The sequence below is a fragment of the Pseudomonas wayambapalatensis genome (genome assembly GCF_049942315.1).
In the GTDB taxonomy this organism is placed as follows: domain Bacteria; phylum Pseudomonadota; class Gammaproteobacteria; order Pseudomonadales; family Pseudomonadaceae; genus Aquipseudomonas; species Aquipseudomonas wayambapalatensis.
In genome coordinates this window covers 55,837-80,830 of sequence record NZ_JBNFMU010000180.1, presented here as the reverse complement: position 1 = coordinate 80,830, position 24,994 = coordinate 55,837, and the positions used below count along the sequence as shown (strand labels likewise).

General features: G+C 63.0%; 23 protein-coding genes. 16 read left to right on the top strand and 7 right to left on the bottom strand.

What is annotated here, in order from left to right:
- From ACPZMI_RS13275 to ACPZMI_RS13265, 3 genes are all read left to right on the top strand, one after another.
- Window positions 1-647: ATP-binding protein (locus ACPZMI_RS13275; protein ID WP_426352393.1), on the top strand; the 647-nt coding region annotated here is incomplete at its 5' end.
- A gap of 49 nt (window positions 648-696) precedes the next feature.
- Window positions 697-1,044: an Hpt domain-containing protein gene (locus ACPZMI_RS13270; protein WP_411382988.1), complete on the top strand. Its 348-nt coding sequence runs from the start codon at window positions 697-699 to the stop codon at window positions 1,042-1,044.
- 72 nt (window positions 1,045-1,116) lie between these two features.
- Window positions 1,117-2,514, top strand: coding sequence for a flagellar hook-length control protein FliK (locus ACPZMI_RS13265; RefSeq protein ID WP_426352392.1), 1,398 nt, complete (start codon window positions 1,117-1,119; stop codon window positions 2,512-2,514).
- A gap of 182 nt (window positions 2,515-2,696) precedes the next feature.
- On the opposite strand, the gene ACPZMI_RS13260 is transcribed toward ACPZMI_RS13265, so the two are convergent.
- Both ACPZMI_RS13260 and ACPZMI_RS13255 read right to left on the bottom strand, forming a co-directional pair.
- Window positions 2,697-3,326 (bottom strand): response regulator, encoded by a 630-nt coding sequence (locus tag ACPZMI_RS13260; RefSeq protein WP_054892229.1) that lies wholly within the window; start codon window positions 3,324-3,326, stop codon window positions 2,697-2,699.
- Between the two features lie 14 nt (window positions 3,327-3,340).
- Window positions 3,341-5,725, bottom strand: coding sequence for a PAS domain-containing sensor histidine kinase (locus ACPZMI_RS13255; protein WP_426352391.1), 2,385 nt, complete (start codon window positions 5,723-5,725; stop codon window positions 3,341-3,343).
- A 94-nt stretch (window positions 5,726-5,819) separates the two neighbouring features.
- Between ACPZMI_RS13255 and ACPZMI_RS13250 the strand changes: the two genes are divergently transcribed.
- On the top strand, window positions 5,820-6,821 hold the full coding sequence (locus ACPZMI_RS13250; RefSeq protein WP_426352390.1) for an alpha/beta hydrolase family protein: 1,002 nt from the start codon (window positions 5,820-5,822) through the stop codon (window positions 6,819-6,821).
- Window positions 6,822-6,863: 42 nt separating this feature from the next.
- On the opposite strand, the gene ACPZMI_RS13245 is transcribed toward ACPZMI_RS13250, so the two are convergent.
- The 3 genes from ACPZMI_RS13245 to ACPZMI_RS13235 are packed head-to-tail and all read right to left on the bottom strand — an operon-like array spanning window position 6,864 to window position 9,317.
- Entirely contained in the window at window positions 6,864-7,628 is a 765-nt protein-coding gene (locus tag ACPZMI_RS13245; protein WP_186709562.1) for a TerB family tellurite resistance protein, read from the bottom strand.
- A gap of 1 nt (window position 7,629) precedes the next feature.
- A complete protein-coding gene (murU, locus tag ACPZMI_RS13240; RefSeq protein ID WP_426352389.1) occupies window positions 7,630-8,301 on the bottom strand; it encodes an N-acetylmuramate alpha-1-phosphate uridylyltransferase MurU in 672 nt (223 codons plus the stop codon).
- Window positions 8,298-9,317 (bottom strand): aminoglycoside phosphotransferase family protein, encoded by a 1,020-nt coding sequence (locus tag ACPZMI_RS13235; protein WP_426352388.1) that lies wholly within the window; start codon window positions 9,315-9,317, stop codon window positions 8,298-8,300. Before ACPZMI_RS13235 ends, murU begins: the two co-directional genes overlap by 4 nt.
- A gap of 131 nt (window positions 9,318-9,448) precedes the next feature.
- Between ACPZMI_RS13235 and ACPZMI_RS13230 the strand changes: the two genes are divergently transcribed.
- The 11 genes from ACPZMI_RS13230 (at window position 9,449) to ACPZMI_RS13180 (ending at window position 23,442) form a co-directional block, all read left to right on the top strand.
- Complete coding sequence (locus tag ACPZMI_RS13230) at window positions 9,449-12,280, top strand: LPS-assembly protein LptD (RefSeq protein ID WP_426352387.1); 2,832 nt, start codon at window positions 9,449-9,451, stop codon at window positions 12,278-12,280.
- Window positions 12,261-13,580, top strand: coding sequence for a peptidylprolyl isomerase SurA (gene surA, locus ACPZMI_RS13225; RefSeq protein ID WP_426352386.1), 1,320 nt, complete (start codon window positions 12,261-12,263; stop codon window positions 13,578-13,580). The genes ACPZMI_RS13230 and surA overlap by 20 nt, the downstream gene beginning before the upstream one ends.
- Complete coding sequence (pdxA, locus tag ACPZMI_RS13220) at window positions 13,577-14,566, top strand: 4-hydroxythreonine-4-phosphate dehydrogenase PdxA (protein ID WP_186709543.1); 990 nt, start codon at window positions 13,577-13,579, stop codon at window positions 14,564-14,566. Before surA ends, pdxA begins: the two co-directional genes overlap by 4 nt.
- Window positions 14,563-15,363, top strand: a complete 801-nt coding sequence (rsmA, locus tag ACPZMI_RS13215) for a 16S rRNA (adenine(1518)-N(6)/adenine(1519)-N(6))-dimethyltransferase RsmA (protein ID WP_186667551.1) — start codon at window positions 14,563-14,565, stop codon at window positions 15,361-15,363. The genes pdxA and rsmA overlap by 4 nt, the downstream gene beginning before the upstream one ends.
- A gap of 166 nt (window positions 15,364-15,529) precedes the next feature.
- On the top strand, window positions 15,530-15,910 hold the full coding sequence (gene apaG / locus ACPZMI_RS13210; protein ID WP_186667550.1) for a Co2+/Mg2+ efflux protein ApaG: 381 nt from the start codon (window positions 15,530-15,532) through the stop codon (window positions 15,908-15,910).
- Window positions 15,910-16,776 carry a symmetrical bis(5'-nucleosyl)-tetraphosphatase gene (locus ACPZMI_RS13205; RefSeq protein WP_426352385.1) on the top strand — a complete coding sequence of 289 codons (867 nt, stop codon included), beginning with the start codon at window positions 15,910-15,912 and terminating at the stop codon, window positions 16,774-16,776. Before apaG ends, ACPZMI_RS13205 begins: the two co-directional genes overlap by 1 nt.
- Before the next feature lie 14 nt (window positions 16,777-16,790).
- Window positions 16,791-17,120, top strand: coding sequence for a thiosulfate sulfurtransferase GlpE (glpE, locus tag ACPZMI_RS13200; RefSeq protein ID WP_426352384.1), 330 nt, complete (start codon window positions 16,791-16,793; stop codon window positions 17,118-17,120).
- A 284-nt stretch (window positions 17,121-17,404) separates the two neighbouring features.
- Window positions 17,405-19,327 (top strand): PrkA family serine protein kinase, encoded by a 1,923-nt coding sequence (locus ACPZMI_RS13195; RefSeq protein WP_186667547.1) that lies wholly within the window; start codon window positions 17,405-17,407, stop codon window positions 19,325-19,327.
- 129 nt (window positions 19,328-19,456) lie between these two features.
- On the top strand, window positions 19,457-20,728 hold the full coding sequence (locus tag ACPZMI_RS13190; RefSeq protein ID WP_054892216.1) for a YeaH/YhbH family protein: 1,272 nt from the start codon (window positions 19,457-19,459) through the stop codon (window positions 20,726-20,728).
- Window positions 20,725-22,293 (top strand): SpoVR family protein, encoded by a 1,569-nt coding sequence (locus tag ACPZMI_RS13185; protein ID WP_186667546.1) that lies wholly within the window; start codon window positions 20,725-20,727, stop codon window positions 22,291-22,293. Before ACPZMI_RS13190 ends, ACPZMI_RS13185 begins: the two co-directional genes overlap by 4 nt.
- A 51-nt stretch (window positions 22,294-22,344) precedes the next feature.
- Complete coding sequence (locus tag ACPZMI_RS13180) at window positions 22,345-23,442, top strand: tRNA nucleotidyltransferase/poly(A) polymerase-related protein (RefSeq protein WP_186667545.1); 1,098 nt, start codon at window positions 22,345-22,347, stop codon at window positions 23,440-23,442.
- A gap of 47 nt (window positions 23,443-23,489) precedes the next feature.
- Here the strand turns inward: ACPZMI_RS13180 and folK are convergent, their stop codons facing one another.
- Window positions 23,490-23,999, bottom strand: coding sequence for a 2-amino-4-hydroxy-6-hydroxymethyldihydropteridine diphosphokinase (gene folK, locus ACPZMI_RS13175; RefSeq protein WP_186667544.1), 510 nt, complete (start codon window positions 23,997-23,999; stop codon window positions 23,490-23,492).
- Window positions 23,990-24,346: a dihydroneopterin aldolase gene (gene folB / locus ACPZMI_RS13170; RefSeq protein WP_186667543.1), complete on the bottom strand. Its 357-nt coding sequence runs from the start codon at window positions 24,344-24,346 to the stop codon at window positions 23,990-23,992. Before folB ends, folK begins: the two co-directional genes overlap by 10 nt.
- A 74-nt stretch (window positions 24,347-24,420) precedes the next feature.
- Here folB and plsY point away from each other — a divergent pair, with 74 nt between their 5' ends.
- Window positions 24,421-24,990, top strand: coding sequence for a glycerol-3-phosphate 1-O-acyltransferase PlsY (plsY, locus tag ACPZMI_RS13165; protein ID WP_186667542.1), 570 nt, complete (start codon window positions 24,421-24,423; stop codon window positions 24,988-24,990).
- Window positions 24,991-24,994: the final 4 nt, after the last annotated feature.

Sequence of the window (24,994 nt, the reverse complement as noted above, 5' to 3'; positions counted from 1 at the left end):
CCAACCGAGACCCTGGGCAGCTGTTCGATGAAGTGATGCAGGCACTGGAGCGTTTTGGCGGTGTGCCGCGAGACGATATCAGCTTGTGCGATATCCGCATGGCCGAGCCAGGTGGCCTGGCACCCGTGGCGCCGGTGTATTCCGACAGCGGTCGTTCCAGCCCACTGGACTGGTCGTTGTCGCTGGTGCTGCATGCCGACAGCCTGAAGCGGTTCAATCCGGTTCCCTATCTGTTGCAGTTTCTTCAGGAAATCCACGGTCTGCGCCCCAGCAGTGCGGTGTTGCACAGTGTGCTCGGTGAGCTGTACTCCAACGCACTGGAGCACGGAGTCTTGGGCCTGGACTCGCGGCTCAAGCAGGATGCCGCGGGATTTGCCGAGTACTACCGCGAGCGCGGCCGGCGTCTGACAGCTTTGTCCGAGGGCTTCGTGCGAATAGCGCTGAGAGTGGAACCGATGGCGGCAGGTGGGCGTCTCACTGTGGAAATCAGCGACAGTGGCACGGGTTTTGATATCGAGAAGGTGTTGGCACGCCCGGCGTCGGAAAAAGGTTTGAGTGGGCGTGGGCTGCATCTGGTACAGCGCTTGGGCGTCCGGGCTCAATGGCTCGACCAGGGGCGGCGGGCGCGGGTTGAGTTCGGCTGGTGAGCGGCCCCGGCGATTGAGGCATAATCAAGCTTGATCAAGGAGTGAGCAAGTGACAGACGAGCATATCGATCACAAGGTCCTGAGCGACCTGCGGGAGGTCATGGAAGATGGCTACCTGCAGTTGCTGGAAACCTTCCTGGAAGACTCCGTGCGTCGACTCAGCCTGTTGCACGAGGCCAAGGATGCCCACGAGCTGGGTATGGCCGCCCACAGCTTCAAGGGCAGCAGCAGCAACATGGGCGCAGTGGGCTTGGCAGGTCTGTGCCAACAGCTTGAGGAGCGTGTGCGGCAACAGCCTCTGTACGGCATCGAAGACCTGATCAATCAGATTGACCAGGAATTTGTCGAGGTCCAGCGCTTCTACCGCAGCGAGCGTGAGCGGGTTTCTGCAGGCTGATGGCAAAACTGGCGCGAGTTTTGCCTGTCTTCACCCAGATACTATTTCGGTTCACTGGCGTGGAGAGTTTCAATGCCTGTCGCATCCAATCCCTTGTTGCAAGCCGGCCTCGCCAATGCGAACTCGCGGGCGACCAGTTCCGCGACGGACAAAACCTCGCAGGCAGCAGGCAATCAGGGCGGCGGCTTCGATCAGTTGATGGCGCGCCAGCAGCGTGACACGACGCCGGTGCGCAACGACAAGGCCTCGCAACCTGCATTCAAGGATAAGCCTGACTTCAGCGCGGGCGGCAAAGTCGGCAATGACAAATCCCCGTCGGTTGCCGCCAATGGCAAGAATTTGCCAGCCAGCAGCAACAAGGCCGCGCCCGCCAGTGACAAGAACACGCCGAGCGACAGCACCCAGCAGGCTGTTGGCGATGATCGACAGGTTTCCACGCCTGGCGACAGTGCGCAGTCAGGCGACTCGAACTCGCTGGATGCCAACCTGGTCGCAGGGCAGGTGACCGATGCCCTGGCGGGCGCGCAGCTGATCCAGGCTCAGGCCGAGGCCGTGGCGCCCGTGCTGCAGGCCGCGATCCAGCAGCCTGCAGCGCAGGCCGAACCCTTACCCCCTGCGCTCACCGAAGAGGCCGCCAGCGACAGCGACTTCGATCCCGAAGCCGATGCCTTGGCAAACATGCCGACACTGCGCCTGGCCCTGGAGCAGAACGCCCAGGCCAAAGGGACCACTTCGGCCCATGCGTCCGCTTCGGGCGACAAAGCCGCGGCCCAGGATGACAGTGCCCAGGCCAACGTCAATACCTTGGCGAGCCTGGCGGTCAAGCCTGAGGGCGAATCCGAGCGCGGCCAATCACAGCCTGGCGAAAAAGGCTTCTCCGAGCTGTTGTCCAGTGGCCTGAAGGACGTCAAGCATGCTGACAGTGACACCCGTGTGGACGATTTCGCCAATCGCCTGGCCAACCTGACCCTGGCCGTCACACCCAAGACCGCGCACGCCGTGCCGCCGACCAACCCGCTGCACCAGCCGCTGGCGATGAACCAGGGCGCCTGGACGGAGGGCTTGGTCAACCGGGTCATGTATCTGTCCAGCCAGAACCTCAAGTCGGCCGATATCCAGCTCGAACCTGCCGAGCTCGGCCGCCTGGACATTCGTGTCAATGTCGCGGCGGACCAGGCTACCCAGGTCACCTTCATCAGTGGTCACGCCGGCGTGCGCGATGCACTGGACAGCCAGCTGTACCGCCTGCGCGAACTGTTCGCCCAGCAGGGGCTGGCCCAGCCTGACGTCAACGTCGCCGATCAGTCGCGCCAGCAGCAACAGCAAGCCCAGCAGGGTGGGTCGAACCTGTCCGGTGTCGCAGCGCGTCGGGCCGGGGAGGCGGGCGAGGACGGTGAGCTGGCCGATGCTTCACGGCCGGTGGAGCAGCAGGTGGTGATCGGCGACAGTGCGGTCGATTACTACGCCTGATCGCTCGGGGGTTGCGTCTGGCACCGGTGCGGGCTTTTGTGAGCAACTGTCTTGCTCAAAATCTAGAAGCCAGCCCAAATCCTTGTGGGAGCGGGCTTGCCCGCGAAAAATACACCACGCTGCCTGGCACGGGCTACGCCCGTGTTCGCGGGCAAGCACGCTCCCACAGATGCATGTCGCAATCAGACCAGCTTGTGCTCCATGGCGTACTTCACCAGTTCGGCCAGCGAGTTGACCTTGAGCTTCTGCATCAACCGCGCCTTGTGGGTACTGATGGTCTTGCTCGACAGCGCCAGCTGCTGGGCGATGTCGTTGACGTTGGCACCCTGGGCCAGACGTTCGAACACCGAGAACTCACGCTCCGACAGCAGCGTGTGCAGCGGCCGGGTCTCGGTCAGCCCCACCTCGAAGACCATGCGGTCGGCCAGCACCGGGTCGATGTAACGCCCACCTCCGGCGACGCGGCGGATCGCAGTCAGCAGCAACGCCGGGTCGCTATCCTTGGTCGCATAGCCTGCCGCCCCCGCCTTGAGCGCGCGTGCCGCCATCTGCGCTTCGTCGTGCATCGACAGCACCAGGATGGCCGGCGGACTGTTCAGCGCGCGGATTCGCGGAATCGCCTCCAGACCATTGACGCCCGGCATCGAGATATCCAGCAGCACCACCTCGCAGGGTGTATGGCGCAGGGTTTCGAGCAACTGCTCGCCATTGCCGGCCTCGCCCGCTACCAGCATGTCCTTGGCCAGGCCGATCAATTGCTTGATGCCTTCACGAACAATGGTGTGGTCTTCGGCCACCAGCACTCGAATCACGGTGTTTCTCCTAACTAAAGAGGGATGGCCACGCTCAGGCTGGTGCCCTCGCCCGGCTCGCTTTCCAGGGTCACGCTGCCACCGAGCATCAGCACCCGCTCACGCATGCCGACCAGGCCGAACGAGGTGGGGCGTGGCTGATCGGGACTGAAACCGGCGCCATCGTCGATCACTGTCATGCGTAGCCAGTCATTTTCATGCTTGAGCTCGATCTGCACCGTATGCGCCTTGGCATGGCGCATGACATTGGTCAGCGCCTCCTGCAGGATGCGGAACAGCCCGGTGGCCTTGGCATCGCTCAATGCTGGCAGATTATCCGGCACCTGCACCAGGCAGGGAATGTGCGTGCGTGCCTCGAAGCGCCGGGCCTGCCATTCGATGGCCGAGGCGATCCCGGCATCGAGGATCGGCGGGCGCAACGCCGTGGCCACATCGCGCACCAGCTGGAACAACTGGGCGATCAGGCGCTTCATGCTGGTGAGGCGCTCGTTGAGCCCCGGGTCGAGCTCGGCGAACGCCAGTTCGCACATCGACACCTCCAGCTTGAGCACGGTGAGCATCTGCCCGAGCTCATCGTGCACTTCCCGGGCGATCCGCGCCTTCTCTTCCTCACGCACGCTCTCCAGGTGCGCCGACAGCTCACGCAGTTGCTCCTGGGAGCGCGCCAGCTCCAACTCGACCCGTTTGCTCTGGGTGATATCCCAGACAATGCCGTCCCACACCACCCGGCCATCGGCCTGGCGCCGGGCGCTGGCCTTGATGTCGGCCCAGCGCTGCAGGCCTTCGCGGGTGAGAATGCGGCCTTGCCAGGACCAGTCGCGGTCACTGGCCAGCGCCAGGTCCTGGACCCGGTGATAGTCGGCGCGGTCATCGGGGTGGACCAGATTGCGCAGCCCCATGTCCGCCTGCTGGATCTGGGTGGGGGCATAGCCGACAAGCGCCTCGCTGCCCTCACTGACATAGGGAAATTCAGGCTCGCCCTCCGCGGGATCACGCTCCAGGCGAAACACAAGCCCCGGCACGTTGCCCGCAATGCCCTTGAGCCGCGCCTCGCTCTCGCGCAGCGCCGCCAGGGCGCGGCGGCGTTCGGTGACATCGGTGATGAACACCACCAGGTATTCGGCATCACGAAAACGCAGGAAGCTCAGTGACAGCTCGACCGGCAGCACGCTGCCATCGGCACGACGACACAGGGTTTCGAACGCTTGCGCCCCACTGTCACCCGTGCGGGCGCGCTTCCACAATTCAAGCCAGCGGTCCATGTGCAGGCTCGGCTCGATATCGATCAGCGGTCGCTCTAGCAATTCGCCCTCGCCATGGCCAAGCATGCGTTCGGCAGCATGGTTGGCGTAGCGCACGTGGCTGTCCCAATGCACCCAGAGGATGCCGACGGTGCTCTGGTCGATGGAGAATTGGCTCAGCCGCAGTGCCTCTTCGCGGGTCTGGCGTTCGAGCAGGCTCTCGCGCGCACTCAGCAGGCTTCGCTCGAGCTGGCGCTGCCGACGACGCTGCATCGCCAAAGTGGCCATCGCGCAGAGCAGCAACAAGCCGAACAACAGCGCAAGGTTCTGCCAAAACCCCGCCCACTCGCTCAGGCGCGGGTACTTCGGTTGCAACCAACGCTGGTGCAACTGCTCCAGTTCCTTGGCCGGCATCGCCTGCAGACCGCGCCCCAGCACGTCGGCCAACAGCGGCCAGTCGCGGCGCGAGCCGATACGCAGCAATTGCGGCAGGCCAATATCGCCCACGACCACCAGATCACCGAACTCGCTCTCGCGCGACAGGCGGCTGAACTGCGCCTCGTCGAGCACGGCGTAGCTGGCCTGTGCACCCAGCACCAGTTGCAGCGCCTCGCGCTCATTGGGCACACCCTGCAGGTTGAGATTGGCGAAGTTGCCACGCAGGTAATCGGCCAGGCTGCCAGGCATGCGCACGGCCACCCGGTCACTGGCGCCGAGCTGCTCCAGATCGACCGCCAGCGCACCACTGCGCAGGCCGACCAGCAACTGCGGCACACGCATGTAGGGGTCGCTGAACAACCACAGGCGCAGGCTCGCCGGGGTTTGCACGAGGCCCGGGGCAAAGTCGATCTCGCCAGCCTGCAACGCATGCTCCAGGGCGGCCTGGTCAGGGAAGTTGCGCCAGGTCAGGTCAAGGTTCAGGGCACGCCCCAGCCAGCTCACCAGCTCGACGTTAGCGCCGTACAACTGCTGCAGGCGCCGGTCGAACTGGGCATAGGGTGCTTGCAGCACCAGGCCCACGCGCAGGCTGCGATGGCTGTCGAGCCATTGCTGCTGCGCAGGCTCGAGCGCCACCGACGGGGGCACCGGGGCTTTGGCCAGGGCGATCAAGGGCAGGCACAACCAGCCGATAACCAACAGGCAACGCATTCGCTTCATCGATACGCTCGTCTTGGCAATGACGGCCACCTGCGTGGCCGTCGCGGGCAAATACTATTAGGCTGCCGGTATCATTCTGGCCTTGGGTTGATCCATGTTCATACTTTATCGCACGACGCTGGCCATGTTCTGCCTGGCCTCGGCCCTACCGCTCGCGGCCCACGCCGCCGACTCCGAGAAACCCACCGCCGCGGCCGAATCCACTGCCGTGCGCGCGCCCCTGGCCGAACGCAGCCAGGAAGACGCCCTGGCCCTGGAACGCCTGGTGCCCAAGGCCGAACAGAAGACCTTGCAGGCCGACGGCGAAAACTTCCTGGCGCTGTGGAAACCGGCCAACGACAGCGACCCGAAAGGCGCCGTGATCATCGTTCCCGGTGCCGGCGAAACCGCCGACTGGCCCAATGCCGTCGGCCCGCTGCGCAACAAGTTTCCCGATGTCGGCTGGCACAGCCTGAGCCTCAGCCTGCCCGACCTGCTGGCCGACAGCCCGCAGGCGCGCAGCGCAGACACACCTGCGGCGAAGCCGGTCAAGGATGAGGGCAAGGGTGCCAGTGCACCGGCCAAGGATACGCCGGACGACGCCAACGCCAACGTTGCCCAAGCCACGGCCGCCGACGCTGATACCGCGCAGGGCACAGACGCCGTGCAGGCCGACGAGCAGAGCGACTCGGCCGACGCCACCCGCATCTTCGCCCGCCTCGATGCTGCCGTGGCCTTCGCCCAGCAGCAGAATGCCCATAGCATCGTACTGATCGGCCATGGCAGCGGGGCCTACTGGGCCGCGCGCTATGTGAGCGAGAAGCAGCCGCCACAGGTGCAGAAGCTGGCACTGATCTCGGCGCAGACACCGGCACGGGTCGAGCACGACCTCGAAGCCCTGGTGCCGACGATTAAGGTGCCGACCGCCGATATCTACTTCGTGACCCGCACCCGCGACCAGAACGCCGCCAAGCTGCGCCTGCAGGCCAGCAAGCGCGAAAAGGACAGTCAGTATCGGCAGTTGTCGCTGATTGCCATGCCGGGTGAAAAGGCGGCAGAGCAGGAGCAATTGTTCCGGCGGGTGCGGGGATGGTTGATGCCGCAGGCGTCGGAGTAAGGGGCTGAGTGCCGCGAAGAATCCACCACCGCACGCTGCCCCTCAGATCCCCCGCCGCTTGCGAATCAGGGCATAGGCCTGGTGCAACTCCCGCGTCCGCTCGGTCGCCTCGCGCACCCGGGCCTCGCTCGCACCGCTTCCGACCAGCTTGTCCGGGTGATGCCGGCTCACCAGTCGGCGATAGGCTTGCTTGATCCGATCGCCGTCGGTATCGGCCTCGACACCCAGCAGCCGCAGCGCCGCGGCATAGGTCATCACCCCGCCCCCGACCGCAGAACGGCTCGGCTCATACTCTTGTGACAAGGCCTGCACCTGGTTACGGCTCATGCCCAATTGCTGGCCCCAGTCCAGCAACAGCTCACGCTCGTGCCGCCCCGCCTTGCCATCGGCCCAGACCATGCGCCAGCACGCCCGCAGCGTACCCTCTGCGCCGTGGGGCTGCTGGCCGATACGGCGCAGATACTGCCCCAGGCGGTCCTTGCCCGACTTGCCGCGGTTGAATGCCGCAATCGCCCGCAAGCGGGCGGGCTCTGCAAGGTCCAGCCGGGTCATTTCCTGACGAGCCTGGTAGATATGCCCTTCCGCGACTCGCCCATCACTCTTGGCCAGGCGCCCCAGCAACACGAACAGCAACTCTTCGTCGCGCAAGGCCGGACGCCCGCCCAGGCGCTCGCGCACATCATCCCATCCCTGCAGGCGCAGACGCCGGTCCATGGCCTGCCCCAACAAGGCGCCCAGCAAGGCGCCGGGAATGCTGGCCACGGCAAAACCGGCTCCGGCACCAATCACTGTGCTCGGCCACCACATGTCAGGAACGCTCGCCGATCAGGCGCTCGACCTCGGCCAGGCGCTCGAGGGTGCCGACGTCGATCCACTGTCCAGGATAATGCTCACCAGTCACCTGCCCGGCGGCCATTGCCTGGCGCAGCAGCGGTGCGAGCTTGAAGGCACCGGGTTGGCAGCTTTCGAACAGCTTCGGGTCAAGCACCGACAGGCCGCTGAAAGTCAGGGTGCCGGGGGTATCGTCGCCATCGACGACGCGTGTGCCATCGAGGCGGAAGTCGCCACGCCCGTGATGCCCCGGATTGTCCACCAGCACCAGGTGCGCAAGGCCCTGAAGCGGTTGGCACAGGCGCTTGAAGTCGTAGTCGGTCCAGACGTCACCGTTGACCAGCAGGAACGGCGCATCCCCCAGCAGCGGCAGCGCCTTGAAGATGCCGCCGCCGGTCTCCAGCGGCTCGCCCTCGGGCGAATAGCGGATCTTCAGGCCAAAGCGGCTGCCGTCACCCAGGTGATCCTCGATCTGCTGCCCGAGCCAGGCATGGTTGATCACCACGTCGCGCACCCCCGCCCTGGCCAGGGCCTCGAGGTGGTACTCGATCAGCGGCTTGCCCGCCGCAGGCACCAGGGGCTTGGGAGTGTGCAAGGTCAGCGGGCGCATGCGCTCGCCCTTGCCTGCCGCCAGGATCATCGCTTTCATGGGTGTGCCCCGGCCTTGAGTTCGCCAATCAGTTGACCAAGTTCGGCCAGTTCCGGGCGACGGGCGATCACTTCATCTATATAGGCGAAGAAACGCGGCACGTCGGTGAGGTAGCGCGGTTTGCCATCGCGGTGGCAGATGCGGGCGAAGATGCCGATCACCTTGAGATGGCGCTGCACGCCCATCAGGTCGCTGGCACGCTGGAACTCTTTGAACTCAGGCTGCACCGCAATCCCTGCGGCCCGCGCCTTGTCCCAATAATCCCGCAACCAGCCATCGACACGCGCCAGCGGCCAGCTGAGGAAGGCATCCTTGAACAGGCAGGTGATGTCGTAGGTTACCGGGCCGTAGACGGCGTCCTGGAAGTCCAGGACGCCTGGATTGGGGGTGCTTTGCATGAGGTTGCGCGGCATGTAGTCGCGGTGCACCAGCACCTTGGGCTGGGCCAGGGCGCTGTCGATCAGTTGCTGGCTGATACGCTGCCAGCTGGCCTGCTGCGCTTCGGTGAAGGCCAGCTTCAGTTCACGCCCCACATACCACTCGGGAAAAAGCTCCAGTTCGCGGCGCAGCAGCGCGGTGTCGTAGCTCGGCAGCGGCGCTTGCATCGGCAGTTGCTGCTGGGCCAGCAACGCATCGATGGCATCGGCGAACAGGGTATCGGCGTTGTCGTCGCCGATGATTTCCAGATAAGTCTTACGCCCCAGGTCGCTCAACAGCAGGAAGCCGCGCTCCAGATCCTGAGCATGGATCGCCGGCACATTGATACCGGCGCTGGCCAGCAAATGGTCGATAGCGACGAAAGGTGCGCAATTTTCCTGCGGCGGTGGCGCATCCATGATCACGAAGCTGTGTCCGCCGCCTTCCCAACGGAAGTAGCGGCGAAAGCTCGCGTCGCTGCTGGCTGCGGTCAGACTGCCCGCGGGCACGTCGCCCCAGGCGTTTTCGCGAAAAAGATTCTGTAACTGTTCTTCGAGCCACACAGTCAGCTGTTGCAGGCGTACATCATGATCAGGCATTACAAGGGTCTCCGACGGCCCCTAGCCGTCAAGCGGGTCATGCTTTATTATCCAGCATCTTTTTCAGACCATCGAGAGGCGTGCGGCCCCACACGCGGGCAGATGGCACGCAGGAAGCCCGGACTAATAAGATGGCATTGAAATCCCCCGCGTTTCGTAGAAAGTTTCCGTTGCTGGTCACTGGCGGTCTGCTGGCCCTGCAACCTCTGGCCACGTCGTACGTGGTGGCTGCCGAGCAGTTCGACTGCCAAGTGTCCGCCTCCGGTGGTTGGGACTGCAAGCCCAAGACTGCAGCCAGCAACTTGCCGCCACGCCCTGTGCACGATGGCGCCGCGCTCAGTGGCGGCACCGAGGCCCAGACCGCCGAGGCGGCTGGCAGTGCCGAGCCCAAGCCGGTACTGGTCACAGAGAGCAAGGGCCGCGGCCTGAAATCGCGCAGCGAAGACTACAGCCATCTGGACTGGGTCCCCCGCGAGAAGCTCACTGCTGCCCAGCTGGCCGAGACCGGCCCGTATTGCGGCGGCGCGTACGTCGAGCCGATCCGTCCGGGCATGAACGACTCCACGCCCAAGGACGAGTCGCCGACCTACCTCAACGCCAAGGTCTCCAAGTACCAGCAGGAGCAGCAGATCGCTACTCTGGCCGGTGACGTGGTCATGCGCCAGGGCAGCATGCAGGCCGAAGCCGACGAAGCCAACCTCTACCAGGCCGAGAACCGTGGCGAGCTCAAGGGCAACGTCAAGATTCGCGACAACGGTACGCTGGTGGTGGGCGACCAGGCCGAGGTCCAGCTCGATACTGGCGAAGCCAAGGTCGACAACGCCGAATACGTGATGCACAAGTCGCACATCCGCGGCTCGGCCCTGTACGCCAAGCGTGCAGAAAACGCCATCATCCGCCTCAAGGACGGTACCTATACCACCTGTGAGCCGGGCAGCAACGCATGGCAGCTCAAGGGCAACAACATCACCCTGAACCCGGCCACCGGCTTCGGTACCGGCACCAACGTCACCCTTCGGGTCAAGGATATTCCGGTGTTCTACACACCGTACATCTACTTCCCGATCGACGACCGTCGCCAGTCCGGCTTCCTGCCGCCGTCGTTCAGCACCAGCAGCGACACCGGCTTCATGCTGGTCACGCCGTACTACTTCAACCTGGCGCCGAACTACGACGCCACCTTGTATCCGCGCTACATGGCCAAGCGCGGCTTGTTGATGGAAGGCGAATTCCGCTACCTGACCAAGTCGAGCGAAGGTCAGTTCGGCGGCGCGTACCTCAACGACGAAAGCAACGACCGCGAGAAGCAGACGGACTACAAGAAAGAACGCTGGATGGTCAACTGGCAGCACAAGGGCGGTCTGGACGAGCGCCTGATGACCGAGGTGGACTACACCGACATCAGCGACCCGTTCTACTTCCAGGACCTGGAGTCCGACCAGATCGGCGTGCAGAAGCGTGACTTCATCAACCAGCAGGGTGCGCTGACCTATCGCGGCGACTCCTACACTGCGCGGTTGAACGTGCATGCGTTCGAGATGGCCACCATCTCGCAGATCACGCCATATGATCGTCTGCCGCAAATTACGCTTAACGGGATGCTGCCATATCATCCTGCCGGCTTTAACTTCTCTTACGATACCGAGGCTGTGCGCTTTGATCGTGACTTGAAGAATGACCGAGTATTCAACAAGGATGGTCAACTTGACCTAACCGCAGGGCCTGATGGCCGCCGGCTTGACCAGAACGTCTACGCACTGGCTCGCGCTAATGGTGATCGACTTAATTTCGCCCCCTCCATTAGCCTGCCGATGGAGTCCTCGTACGGTTTTGTTACCCCAAAACTGAAGTACATGTACACCCACTACGACCTGGATCTGGACTCCAAGGGGAAACAGGACATCGCTGATGGCTTGAGTGCAGCCAATCTGAGCGGAGACCCGTTCCTTTATGGTGAGTTCTCAGGCACGCAGAACCGTGACATTCCGATTTTCAGCGTAGACAGCGGCCTGTATTTCGACCGCAACACCTCGTTGTTTGGCACTAACTTCCGCCAGACCCTCGAACCACGTCTGTTCTATCTCTATGTCCCGAACAAGGACCAGAAGGACATCCCGCTGTTCGACTCCGGCGAAACCTTGTTCAGCTACGACTCGCTGTTCCGCGACAACCGCTTCAGCGGTATCGACCGCATCGGCGACGAGAACAAACTGTCGCTGGGCGTGACCACCCGCTGGATCGAGGAAAACGGCTTCGAGCGCCAACGCTTCAGCATCGGCCAGGCCTACTACTTCGAAGACCGCAAGGTGCAACTGCCGGGCATCGACTATCGCACCCGCGACGACGCCAAGTCGAACGTTTCGCCATACGCCCTGGTGTACCAGTACGCCTTCAACCGCGACTGGCGCTTCAATTCGGACTTCAACTGGGATCCGGACAGCCGCAGCACCCGTTCGGGCAGCGCGATGTTCCACTACCAGCCTGAGGACAACCCGAACAAGGTGGTCAACCTCGGTTATCGCTACCGCAACGACACCATTTCGTACGACTCGCTTACTGGTACCTGGAAAGTCGGCGGCGGTGACTACGGCACACCTGGCCAGCCGGGCTACATCAAGGACTACTACAAGATCCAGCAGCACGACTTCTCGGTCATCTGGCCGATCGTGCCGCAATGGAGCGTCATTGCCCGCTGGCAGCACGACTACAACCGCAACCGCACCCTCGAAGCGATGGGCGGTTTCGAGTACGACAGCTGCTGCTGGAAGCTGCGTCTGATCAACCGCTACTGGCTCGACACCGACGACTTCAGTCAGGCCCTGCCGCAGAACGAAAAGGGCGACCACGGCGTATTCCTGCAGATCGTCCTCAAAGGCCTCGGCGGCGTCGTGGGCAACAAGGTCGAATCGTTCCTGGACCAAGGCATTCAAGGTTACCGTACCCGTGAAGAGCAAGCTTATTGATCGTCTGCGCCCGCTGATGCTGGGCGCCGTAATGCTGAGCGGTGCGGTGCATGCCGCGCCGCAACCCCTGGACCGCGTAGTGGCCATCGTCGACAACGACGTGGTCATGCAAAGCCAGCTGGACCAGCGCGTACACGAAGTGCAGCAGACCATCGCCAAGCGCGGCGGTGGCGTGCCGCCTGCCGGCGCCCTGGAACAGCAGGTGCTGGAACGACTGATCGTCGAGAACCTGCAACTGCAGATCGGCGAGCGCTCGGGCATTCGCATCACCGACGAAGAACTCAACCAGGCCATCAGCACCATCGCCCAGCGCAACGGCATGTCGCTGGATCAGTTCCGTGCAGCCCTCGCTCACGATGGTCTGTCGTTCGACGACGCCCGTGATCAGGTCAAGCGCGAGATGATCATCAGCCGCGTCCGCCAGCGTCGCGTGGCCGAGCGCATCCAGGTGTCCGAGCAGGAAGTGAAGAACTTCCTCAATTCCGACCTGGGCAAGATGCAGATGTCGGAAGAATATCGCCTGGCCAACATCCTGATCCCGACCCCGGAAAGCGCCAATTCGGACGCCATCCAGGCCGCGGCACGCAAGGCTGGCGAGGTCTACCAGCAACTGCGCCAGGGCGCCGACTTCGGCCAGTTGGCCATCGCCCGCTCGGCCAGCGAAAACGCCCTGGAAGGCGGCGAGATGGGCTGGCGCAAGGCCGGCCAACTGCCACCTGACTTCGCCAAGATGCTCAGCAGCATGGCCATCGGTGACATCACCCAGCCGATTCGCATCCCCAACGGCTTCATCATCCTCAAGCTCGAGGAGAAGCGCGGTGGCAGCGAAAGCGTACTGCGCGACGAAGTCCATGTCCGTCACATCCTGATCAAGCCCAGCGAGATCCGCAGCGATGCGGCGACCGAGCAACTGGCCGAACGCCTGTACGATCGCATCAAGAACGGCGAAGACTTCGCCCAACTGGCGAAAAGCTTCTCGGAAGATCCAGGTTCCGCACTCAACGGCGGCGACCTGAACTGGGTCGACCCGAACAGCCTGGTACCGGAATTCCGCGAGCAGATGGCCAACGCCCAGCAAGGCGTAGTGACCAAACCGTTCCGCACCCAGTACGGCTGGCATGTTCTGGAAGTGCTCGGCCGTCGCGCCACCGACAGTACCGAACAGGCCCGCGAGCAGCAGGCGCTGAACGTACTGCGCAACCGTAAATACGACGAAGAGCTGCAGACCTGGCTGCGCCAGATCCGCGACGAAGCCTACGTTGAGAACAAGCTGCCTGGCGCCGACCAGGCGACCCAGTGAAGCCCCTGCGCTTCGCCGTCACCCCCGGTGAGCCAGCCGGCATAGGTCCAGACCTGTGCCTGCTGCTCGCCGCAGAGCCTCAGCCGCACCCCCTGATCGCCATCACCAGCCGTGACCTGCTCGCCGAGCGGGCCGCGCAGCTGGGGCTGGCGGTTGTGCTGCTGCCGGTCTCGCCGGATGCCTGGCCAGACCGACCAGCACCCGCAGGCAGTCTTTACGTGTGGGACACACCGCTCGCAACGCCTGTAACTGCCGGCCAACTGGACTCACGCAACGCAGCCTTCGTCCTGCAGACCCTGACCCGCGCGGGCCAAGGTTGCCTGGACGGCGACTTCGCCGGGATGATCACCGCCCCGGTACACAAGGGCGTGATCAACGAGAGCGGTATCGCCTTCTCCGGGCATACCGAATTCCTCGCCGACCTCACCCAGACAGCCCAGGTGGTGATGATGCTCGCCACCCACGGTCTGCGTGTTGCGCTGGTAACGACGCACCTGCCGCTGCGCGACATCGCCGACGCTATCACCGCCGAACGCCTGGAGCGCGTCACGCGCATCCTGCATGCCGACCTGCACGACAAGTTCGGCATCACCCAACCACGCATCCTGGTCTGCGGCCTCAACCCGCATGCCGGCGAAGGCGGCCACCTTGGCCGCGAAGAAATCGACATCATCGAGCCCGCGCTCGAGCGCCTGCGCGCCGAGGGCATGGACCTGCGCGGTCCGTTGCCGGCCGATACCCTGTTTACCCCCAAATATCTGGAGCACTGCGACGCAGTGCTGGCGATGTACCACGACCAAGGCCTGCCCGTACTCAAGTACAAGGGCTTCGGCGCCGCAGTCAACGTGACGCTGGGCCTGCCGATCATCCGCACCTCGGTCGATCACGGCACCGCCCTGGACCTGGCCGGCAGCGGCAAGGTCGACACCGGCAGCCTGCGCGTCGCCCTGGAAACCGCCTACCAGATGGCCGAGAACCGACCATGAACGAGCACTACCAACACCGGGCGCGCAAGCGCTTCGGCCAGAACTTCCTGCACGATGCCGGCATCATCGACCGCATCCTGCGGGCGATCAACGCCAAGGCTGGCGAGCACCTGCTGGAGATCGGCCCGGGCCAGGGCGCCCTGACCGAGGGCCTGCTGGGCAGCGGCGCGCAACTCGACGTGGTCGAGCTGGACAAGGACCTGGTCCCCATCCTCCAGCACAAGTTCGCCGATCGTGACAATTTCCGCCTGCATCAAGGCGATGCCCTGAAGTTCGACTTCAATACCCTGGGCGTGCCGCCGCGCAGCCTGAAAGTGGTCGGCAACCTGCCCTACAACATCTCCACGCCACTGATCTTCCACCTGCTGGCTCACGCCGGACTGATCCGCGACATGCATTTCATGCTGCAGAAAGAAGTGGTCGAGCGCATGGCCGCAGGCCCGGGCGGCGGGGACTGGGGGCGCCTGTCGATCATGGTGCAGTACCACTGCCGCGTGGAACACCTGTTCAATGTGGGCCCTGGCGCGTTCAATCCGCCACCGAAAGTGGACTCGGCCATTGTCCGCCTGGTGCCGCACGAAGTGCTGCCGCACCCGGCCAAGGATCCGAAACTGCTCGAGCAAGTGGTGCGCGAAGCCTTCAACCAGCGCCGCAAGACCCTGCGCAACACACTCAAGGGGTTGCTCGACAGCCAAGCCATCGAAGCGGCAGGCGTCGATGGCAGCCTGCGCCCAGAACAGCTGGACCTGGCGGCCTTCGTGCGTCTGGCTGATCAACTGGCACTGCAGCAAGGCTGACCCAGCCTTTTCTGCCCCTTCGCGGGCAACCCGTCCCCCTCGTGGGAGCGGGTTTACCCGCGAAGCACCCAACACCGATGACAGTGCCCACCGCTGGCTCTCTCCCCTCTCAATGGCCTAGACTGCGACAATCGCGTTAATGCTCCCGTTCGCCCAAGGCCCTTGCATGTCCGACCCCCGCTACCAGATCGACGTCAGCGTCGTGACCCGCTTCCTCAAAGAGCAATCCGACCCCGATAACAACCGTTTCGCTTTCGCCTACACCATCACGGTGTCGAACAACGGCACACTCAAGGCCAAGCTGATGGCCCGCCACTGGCTGATCACCAATGGTGACGGCACTGTCGAGGAAGTCCGCGGCGATGGCGTCATCGGCCAACAACCGACCATCGCCCCCGGGCAAAGCCATACCTACAGCAGCGGCGCAGTCATCAGCACCCGTGTCGGCACCATGCAGGGCAGCTATCAGATGTTCGCCGAAGACGGTAAGCGCTTCGACGCCGAGATCGCACCGTTCCGCCTGGCCGTGCCTGGAGCCCTGCACTGATGGCCACCTACGCCGTCGGTGACCTGCAAGGCTGCCTGCAACCGCTCAAATGCCTGCTCGAACGCGTCAACTTCGATCCCAAGGTCGATCGCCTGTGGCTGGTGGGCGACCTGGTCAACCGCGGCCCGGAATCGCTCGAAACCCTGCGCTACCTCCATGCGATCCGCGGGTCGCTGGTTTGCGTACTCGGCAACCATGACCTGCACTTGCTCGCAGCCTGGCAGAACATCGAGCGCCTGAAGAAAAGCGACACCCTGCGCGAGATCATCGAAGCGCCAGACGCCGACCAGTTGCTTGACTGGCTGCGTCGGCAGAAGCTGCTGCATTACGACGAGGCCCGGGGCATCGCCATGGCCCACGCCGGCATCCCACCCCAGTGGACACTGGGCAAGGCCCTGGAACTGGCAGCAGAGGTGGAAGAGGTGCTGCGCGACGACAACCGGCTCAAGCTCTACCTCGACGGCATGTATGGCAACGAGCCGAACAAGTGGAGCAAGAACCTCAGCGGCGTCGAGCGCCTGCGGGTCATCACCAACTACTTCACCCGCATGCGTTTCTGCACCGCTGACGGCAAGCTCGACCTCAAGAGCAAGGAAGGCCTGGACAGCGCCCCCAAAGGCTACAAGCCCTGGTACGCCCACAAGGATCGTCGCTCGCGCCACGTGAAGATCATCTTCGGCCATTGGGCCGCCCTCGAAGGCAAGGTCGACGAGCCGGGCGTCATCGCCCTGGACACCGGTTGCGTGTGGGGCGGCGCCATGACCCTGTACAACCTGGACAGCGGCGAATACCACCGCTGCGACTGCACCGACGAAGGCACCGTACGTACGGCGCCTGAACCCACTAGAATCAACGATCAAACCTGAAGGAAAGCGTACCCATGAGCGAATTCAAGCGCATCCCCCCGGAACAGGCCCTGGCCTTGCGTGCACAAGGTGCGGTGGTGGTCGACATTCGCGATCCCCAGGCCTTCGCTGCCGGCCACATCACCGGTGCCCGGCACCTGGACAACCACTCGGTGGCGGACTTCATCCGCAATGCCGACCTCGACGCCCCGACGCTGGTGGTCTGCTATCACGGTAATTCCAGCCAGAGTGCCGCCGCCTACCTGGTAGGCCAGGGCTTCTCGGACGTCTACAGCGTCGACGGCGGCTTCGAGCTGTGGCGCGCCACCTATCCGGCCGAAACCGCCCAAAGCAGCGCCGAATAATTTTTTTCATTTCCCCTCAAGCCCGCGCAACCAGCGGGCTTGCGCCTTACCTGACGAACGGTCGAAAGCAACTTCTCGGCCCCTCGCCCTTGACCTTGCGTATTACCAACTATCCTTAAGCGCAGGCCATCCAAAAAAGGGGAGAGCCGGTACACCGGCGTGCGGGTCATCGGTAGCGTTCCAAGGTGTTCTGGGGGGTAAACAGCAATCGGTGAAAGCCGCTTGCATGCCAGCATCAGCTGACTGATCCGGCGTCGTCTCCACGTATCGAGCGAGGTGACGTCATGAGCATTTTTAGCCACTTCCAACAACGTTTCGAGTCAACGCGCCAGGAAGAACTCTCGCTGCAGGAGTACCTCGAGCTGTGCAAAGAGGATCGCAGTGCCTACGCATCGGCCGCTGAACGGCTGTTGCTGGCAATCGGTGAGCCGGAACTGATCGACACCTCAAGCAACTCCAGACTGTCGCGCATCTTCTCCAACAAGGTGATCCGCCGGTATCCGGCCTTTGCCGACTTCCATGGCATGGAAGAGTGCATCGACCAGATCGTGTCCTACTTCCGCCACGCCGCCCAAGGCCTGGAAGAGAAGAAACAGATCCTCTATCTGCTGGGCCCGGTAGGTGGCGGTAAATCGTCGCTGGCCGAAAAACTCAAGCAGCTGATGGAGAAAGTGCCGTTCTACGCCATCAAGGACTCGCCCGTGTTCGAGTCGCCATTGGGCCTGTTCAATGCCACCGAAGACGGCGCCATTCTCGAAGAGGAGTACGGCATCTCGCGGCGCTACCTGAACACCATCATGTCGCCCTGGGCAACCAAGCGCCTGCAGGAGTTCGGCGGCGACATCAGCAAGTTCAAGGTAGTCAAGCTCTACCCTTCGATCCTCAACCAGATCGCCATCGCCAAGACCGAACCCGGCGACGAGAACAACCAGGACATCTCGGCGCTGGTCGGCAAGGTGGATATCCGCAAGCTCGAAGAATTCCCGCAGAACGACGCCGACGCCTACAGCTACTCGGGTGCGCTGTGCCGGGCCAACCAGGGCCTGATGGAGTTCGTCGAGATGTTCAAGGCACCGATCAAGGTCCTGCACCCCTTGCTCACCGCCACCCAGGAAGGCAACTACAACAGCACCGAGGGCCTTGGGGCGATCCCCTATTCCGGCATCCTGCTGGCCCACTCCAACGAGTCGGAATGGCATACCTTCCGCAACAACAAGAACAACGAGGCGTTCATCGACCGGATCTACATCGTCAAGGTGCCCTACTGCCTGCGGGTCAGCGACGAGATCAAGATCTACGACAAACTGCTGGTCAACAGCTCGCTGTCCAAGGCCCATTGCGCGCCAGACACCCTCAAGATGCTCGCCCAGTTCACCGTACTCTCGCGCCTGAAAGAACCGGAAAACTCGAATATCTACTCGAAAATGCGCGTGTATGACGGCGAAAACCTCAAGGACACCGATCCCAAGGCCAAGTCGATCCAGGAGTACCGCGATGCTGCTGGCGTCGACGAAGGCATGAATGGCCTGTCGACCCGCTTCGCGTTCAAGATCCTTTCCAAGGTGTTCAACTTCGACCCGCACGAAGTGGCGGCCAACCCGGTGCACCTGCTCTATGTGCTCGAGCAGCAGATCGAACAGGAGCAATTCCCGGCCGAAGTACGCGAACGCTACCTGCGTTATCTCAAGGAGTACCTGGCGCCGCGCTACATCGAGTTCATCGGCAAGGAAATCCAGACTGCCTACCTGGAGTCCTACAGCGAATACGGCCAGAACATCTTCGACCGCTACGTGCTGTACGCCGACTTCTGGATCCAGGACCAGGAATACCGCGACCCGGAAACCGGCGAAATCCTCAACCGCATCGCCCTCAACGAAGAACTGGAGAAGATCGAGAAACCGGCCGGCATCAGCAATCCGAAGGACTTCCGCAACGAGATCGTCAACTTCGTGCTGCGCGCCCGCGCCAACAACAATGGCAAGAACCCAAGCTGGCTGAGCTACGAGAAACTGCGGGTGGTGATCGAGAAGAAAATGTTCTCCAACACCGAAGACCTGCTGCCAGTCATCAGCTTCAACGCCAAGGCAAGCAAGGAAGACCAGAAGAAGCACAACGACTTCGTCACCCGGATGGTGGAACGTGGCTACACCGACAAACAGGTTCGCCTGCTGTCGGAATGGTATCTGCGGGTCAGGAAATCGCAATAAAGCGACAAGCTGTCAGCCACAGGCTGCAAGCTGCATGGCGCGACCGTCAGGTCTGCGCCTCGGCTTGCGGTGCTGGTGGCTGTTTTGTCTCGCAGCTTGACGCTTGCAGCTGCTCTTAGCGGAGGCACCATGAGCTACGTAATCGACCGACGCCTGAACGGCAAGAACAAGAGCACGGTCAACCGCCAGCGTTTTTTACGCCGGTACCGTGAGCACATCAAGAAGGCCGTCGAAGAGGCGGTGAGCCGCCGCTCCATCATGGACATGGAGCATGGTGAGCAGATCAGCATCCCCGGACGCGATATCGACGAACCGGTGCTGCACCACGGCCGTGGCGGCAAGCAGACCATCGTTCATCCGGGCAACAAGGAATTCACAGCAGGCGAACATATCGCTCGTCCGCAAGGCGGTGGTGGCGGTGGCGGGCGCGGCAAGGCCGGTAATTCCGGCGAGGGCATGGACGAATTCGTCTTCCAGATCACCCAGGAAGAGTTCCTCGAATTCATGTTCGAAGACCTGGAGCTGCCCAACCTGGTCAAGCGTCACCTGACCGGCGCCGACACCTTCAAGACCGTACGCGCGGGTATCGCCAACGAGGGCAACCCGTCACGCATCAACATCGTGCGCACACTGCGCTCGGCCCATGCCCGACGCATTGCCCTGACCGGCAGCAGCCGCGGCCTGTTGCGCGCAGCGCAAAAGGAACTGGAGCGGCTGAAAGTCGAGGAACCCGACAATTTCACCGACATCCAGGAGGTCGAGGCCGAGATCGTACGCCTCAAGGCGCGCATCAACCGCCTGCCCTTCCTCGACACCTTCGACCTGAAATACAACCTGCTGGTCAAGCAGCCCAACCCCAGTTCCAAGGCAGTGATGTTCTGCCTGATGGACGTCTCCGGCTCCATGACCCAGGCCACCAAGGATATCGCCAAGCGGTTCTTCATCCTCCTGTACCTGTTCCTCAAGCGCAACTACGAACGCATCGAGGTGGTGTTCATACGCCATCACACCAGCGCCCGCGAAGTGGATGAAGAAGAGTTCTTCTATTCGCGCGAGACCGGCGGCACCATCGTCTCCAGCGCTCTGAAGATGATGCAGGAGATCATGGCCGAGCGTTATCCGGCCAGCGACTGGAACATCTATGCCGCCCAGGCGTCGGATGGCGACAACTGGAACGACGACTCCCCCATCTGCCGCGATATCCTGACCAAGCAGATCATGCCGCACGTGCAGTACTACACTTATGTCGAGATCACCCCCCGTGAGCATCAGGCACTGTGGTACGAGTACGAACGTATCGGCGAAGCGTTTCCCGACACCTTCGCCCAGCAACAGTTGGTCTCGGCCGGTGACATCTACCCGGTCTTCCGTGAACTCTTCCAGCGCAGGTTAGCCACATGACCGCCAGAGCACAGAGACGCCAACCCATTTCCACCGGCTCGGAATGGACCTTCGAGCTGATCCAGACCTACGACCGGGAAATCAGCCGCCTGGCCGCGCGCTATGCGCTGGATACCTATCCCAACCAGATCGAGGTGATCACTGCCGAACAGATGATGGACGCCTACGCCTCGGTGGGCATGCCGTTGGGGTATCACCACTGGTCCTACGGCAAACAATTCCTCAGCACCGAAAAGTCCTACAGCCGTGGACAGATGGGCCTGGCCTACGAAATCGTCATCAACTCCGACCCCTGCATCGCCTACCTGATGGAAGAAAACACCATCTGCATGCAGGCGCTGGTGATCGCCCACGCCTGCTACGGGCACAACAGCTTCTTCAAGGGCAACTACCTGTTCCGCACCTGGACCGACGCCAGCTCGATCATCGACTACCTGGTGTTTGCCAAGCAGTACATCGCCCAGTGCGAGGAACGCCACGGCATCGATGCCGTGGAAGACCTCATCGACTCCTGCCATGCCCTGATGAACTACGGCGTCGACCGCTACAAGCGGCCCTACCCCATCTCCGCCGAGGAAGAACGCCGGCGCCAGAAGGAGCGCGAGGAACACCTGCAGCGGCAGATCAACGACCTGTGGCGCACCATCCCCAAGGGCACGGAAAAGGGCAGCGACAGGGACGACGCGCGTTTCCCCGCCGAACCCCAGGAAAACATCCTGTACTTCATCGAGAAACACGCGCCATTGCTCGAGCCCTGGCAGCGTGAGGTCGTGAGGATCGTGCGCAAGATCGCACAGTACTTCTACCCGCAGCGCCAGACCCAGGTGATGAACGAAGGCTGGGCGACCTTCTGGCACTACACCCTGATGAACGACCTGTACGACGAAGGCCTGGTCACTGACGGTTTCATGATGGAGTTCCTGCAGTCGCACACCAGCGTGGTGTTCCAGCCCGGCTTCGACAGCCCCTACTACAGCGGCATCAACCCTTATGCCCTGGGCTTTGCCATGTACACGGACATTCGCCGCATGTGCGAGCACCCGACGGAAGAAGATCGTCGCTGGTTCCCGGAAATCGCCGGCAGCGATTGGTTGTCGACCATCAAGTTCGCCATGAGCAGCTTCAAGGACGAGAGCTTCATCCTTCAGTACCTCTCCCCCAAGGTGATCCGCGACCTCAAGCTGTTCAGCATCCTCGACGACGACCAACGCGACGACCTGCTGGTGCCAGCGATTCACGACGAGGCAGGCTATCGCACCATCCGCGAACAACTGGCGGCGCAGTACAACCTGGGCAACCGCGAGCCCAACGTGCAGATCTGGAGCATCGATCGCCGTGGCGACCGCTCGCTCACCCTGCGCCACCAGCAGCACAACCGCAAACCGCTGGGCGACTCCACCGAGGAAGTGCTCAAGCACCTGCACCGCCTGTGGGGCTTCGACATCCACCTGGAAACCGTACAGGGCGATCAGGTGATGAAGACCCACCACATGCCGCCCCGCGGCGAGCATGGAGAGCCAGGCGACTACGGCCGCATGGACCTCGCCGTCATCCACCACCTCTGAGACCTCGTGACTGCCGACAAGGTATGCTGTCGGCAGTCACGGAGGTTGTACATGCACATCTATAAAGTTGGCGGCGCGGTTCGCGACCGTCTGCTCGGGCGCCCGGTCAGCGATATCGACTGGCTGGTGGTCGGCGCTACGGTCGAAGAGATGCAGGCCCAGGGCTTTCGCCCGGTAGGCGCGGATTTCCCCGTCTTCATCCACCCGAAAACCGGCGAGGAATACGCCCTGGCGCGCACCGAGCGCAAGAGCGGTCGCGGCTATGGCGGATTCACCTTTCACGCCAGCCCCGAAGTCACACTGGAGGAAGATCTGATACGCCGCGACCTGACCATCAATGCGATGGCCGAGGATGACCAAGGCAACCTGTACGACCCCTACCATGGCAAAGTTGATCTGGATAAGCGCATTCTTCGCCATGTTTCCCCGGCATTCGCCGAAGATCCTTTGCGTGTACTGCGCGTTGCCCGCTTTGCCGCCCGCTATGCGCCGCTCGGTTTTCAGGTTGCCGACGACACCCTTGAGCTCATGCGCCAGATCACCGAGTCAGGTGAGCTGCAGGCATTGACGGCCGAACGCAGCTGGAAGGAGATCGAACGGGCGTTACTGGAAAGCGAGCCGCAGGTGTTTATCCAGGTGCTGCGTGAATGTGGCGCCCTGAAGGAGCTGATGCCCGAACTGGAGCATAACGCGGGCACGTTGGCGGCGCTGCGCCAGGCAGCCCAACATCAGCAGCCTTTGGCCGTGCGCTGGGCATGCCTGTTGCGGGGCCTGGAAACGGCGCAGATCAAGGCGCTGAACCAACGCTTCAAGGCGCCGCGGGAATGCCAGGAACTGGCCGTGCTGGTAGGGGAATTTGCCAGGCAGGCTGACGACGCCTTGCAGCTAACGCCTGTGGAGCTACTGGAGATGTTGCAGAAGTTCGACGTTTATCGAAGGCCACAGCGGTTCGAGGACTTCATCGCTGCCTGTGCGATGTCGCAGGGTGATACGGATTATCCACAGGCCGATTATCTGCGCGGGGCTGCGGCAGCAGCGCGGTCGGTGGATGTGAAGCCGCTGGTGGAGGCGGGGCTCACCGGCCAGGGCCTGGGGGAGGCACTCAAAGGCCAACGCCTGAAAGCGCTCGTGGCTTACCGAGCCAGCTGACTCGACCGGCCTTCTCGCGGGTTTGCCCGCGAAGAGGTCGGCAAGGCTTACGCAGGCGTCAGTTGCAACCCACGCCACTCGAAGTCGATCGGCGCCAACACCTGATCGATCTGCGCTTCCTGCCACAACTGCGCCATGCTTTTCCCCGCCCCCGGATGCACCAGCTCCGGCGCCAGCAACGACAGCGGCCACAGCACGAAGGCATTCTTCAGGATCTCGGCCCGAGGCAACACCAGCCCATCGAACGTGCCGTGCAGATCGTCATACATCAATACGTCTATATCCAGCGGCAAGCCCTTGCGCCCCGGGGCATAGCGCCCGTTGTCCGCCTCGATGAACTTGAGTCGGCGATCCAGCTCCATCAGGGGCAGGTCGGTCTTGCCCGTGACCACGAAGTTGATGAACGGCCCGCTCTTGATCCCCACCGCCTGGCTCTCGAACGCCGGCGAACAGCGCATGTCACCGAGAAAGAGCGCCAGCGCATCGAGCCCGGCGCACAGATGCCGGTAGCGGTCGATATTGCTGCCCAGCCCCAGGTAAACCGTGCTCAGAGACATCCGCGCTCGATCTCCACGCCCACGCCACCCCGGGCCGCAGGTACGGCACCGGGCTTGGTCAGTTTCAACCGCATCCACGGAATGTCGAACTCTTCCATCAAGGTCGCCGCCAGGCGCTCGGCAAAGGTTTCCACCAGCTCGAAGCGCGACTGCTCGGCAAAGGCCTGGATACGTGCCGAGACACTGGCGTAGTCCAACGCCAGGCTGAGGTCGTCACCGGCCGCCGCCGGGCGGTTGTCCCAGGCAAAACTCAGGTCCAGGCGCAGGCACTGGCGAATATCCCGCTCCCAGTCATAGGCACCGATGACGGTATCGACTTCCAGTCCCTCGATGAACACTCTGTCCAAGCACTTCTCTCCACAGCACGACAAGGGCGACTGGCGCCGTTAGAATCAGGGCGTCCCCGCCCGGAATAGTTAGCATGTTTTGGTTATTGGCGCTGCTCGCCTACCTGCTCGGCTCGCTGTCCTTCGCCATTGTCCTGAGCCGCCTCAGTGGCAACCCCGACCCGCGCTCCAGCGGCTCGGGCAACGCCGGCGCGACCAACATGCTGCGCCTGGCAGGCCGCAAGCTGGCCATCCTCACCTTGCTCGGCGACCTGTGCAAGGGTTTGCTGCCCGTGCTGCTGGCGAGCCTTGCCGGCCTGAGCCTGCAGGCCCAGGCCTGGATAGGCCTGTGCGCCGTGATCGGCCACCTGTTTCCGCTGTACTTCCGCTTCCAGGGCGGCAAGGGCGTCGCCACTGCGGCGGGCATGCTCATGGGCCTGTACTTCCCCGCCGCGCTGCTGGCGATCGGCGCCTGGCTGCTGACCTTCTACCTCACCCGCACCAGCTCGCTGGCGGCCTTGATCGCCACGCCGCTGACCCTGCCGCTGCTGGCCTGGCGCGAACCGGCCGCGCTGCTGCCAATGACGGTGCTGACAGTACTTATAGTCTGGCGACACCGTAGCAACCTGCGCGACCTGTTTGCCGGCCGCGAACGACATTTCTGAATCA